Origin of the sequence: Acinetobacter sp. BWR-L5 (assembly GCF_039655985.1) — a bacterium.
GTDB classification, from domain to species: Bacteria; Pseudomonadota; Gammaproteobacteria; order Pseudomonadales; family Moraxellaceae; genus Acinetobacter; species Acinetobacter johnsonii.
The window spans coordinates 1-1,197 of sequence record NZ_JAGFEV010000022.1 but is presented as its reverse complement, the minus strand read 5'-3'; the positions used below and the strand labels follow the sequence as shown (position 1 = coordinate 1,197).

Below are 1,197 nucleotides of genomic sequence, written 5' to 3'. Positions count from 1 at the left end.
ACTGCAACACGTTTGCCTTTAAACAGTGGGCCATCACAGTGTGGGCAGTAAGCAACACCGCGGGTACGGTATTCTTCTTCGCCCGGCACATTCATTTCCCTCCAACGTGCCCCTGTTGAAAGAATGACCGTTTTAGATTCAAGCTTCGCACCATTTTCTAAAGTGACTTCAACCAAGCCATTCGCTGTCTCATCTGCACCTTTGATGTTAGAAACACGTTGTAAGTTCATGATGTCCACACCGTACTCACGTACATGTGCTTCCATTTCAGCAGCAAACTTCGGCCCTTGGGTCTTTTGAATCGAGGTATAGTTTTCAATGTCCATGGTATCCATGACTTGACCACCCATACGTTCAGCCACGATCCCTGTTTTAATGCCTTTACGTGCTGCATAGATAGCTGAGGTATTTCCTGCAGGGCCACCACCAATCACTAAAACATCAAAAGCAGCTTTGGCATTGAGTTTTTCAGCTTCTTTGGCAGCGGAATTGGTATCTAGTTTGGCAACAATCTCTTCCAAGGTCATACGGCCTTGACCAATATGGTTGTTGTCTTGGAACACCATCGGTACAGCCATGATTTTGCGTTCTTCAACTTCGTCTTGGAAGAATGCACCATCAATCATGGTTGCTGTCGTGCCCGGATTGTAAATAGCAATCAGGTTCAACGCTTGCACCACGTCTGGGCAGTTATGACAGCTTAAAGAGACAAATACGTCAAAGTCAGACTGGATACCTAAACCTTTGATTGAAGCCAAAACTTCATCTGGTACTTTGGGTGCATAACCTGAGGTTTGTAACAATGCCAAGATCAAAGAGGTAAACTCATGTCCCATCGGCAAACCCGCAAAGAAAACACGCGGCTGTTCACCGGCTTTTGCCACACCAAAGCTGGGTGCACGTGAGTTTTGACCATCAAAACGTGCAGTCACCAGTGGAGACAGTGCTGCAACTTCTTCAACCAATTCTTTGATTTTGTCTGATTTCTCAGAACCATTCAAAGTCGCAACCAATTCAATCGGACCTTCTAGGCGTTCAAGAAGTGTTTTTAATTGAGCTGAAGTATTTTGATCTAACATTGTTAAGCTCTCCAAAGCAGTCTATAAATTTATTTGATAGAAGAATCATAGAGTAAATCTAAAAATAGATAAAACAGTTTGTTTTTATTTTAATAATCGGTTTTATAGATTTAAAGAT

General features: G+C 42.9%; 1 protein-coding gene. It reads right to left on the bottom strand.

The window, feature by feature from the left end; translation table 11 throughout:
• On the bottom strand, positions 1-1,079 hold a 1,079-nt coding region (locus tag JZ787_RS17890; protein ID WP_346313027.1), incomplete at its 3' end, for an FAD-dependent oxidoreductase.
• Positions 1,080-1,197: the final 118 nt, after the last annotated feature.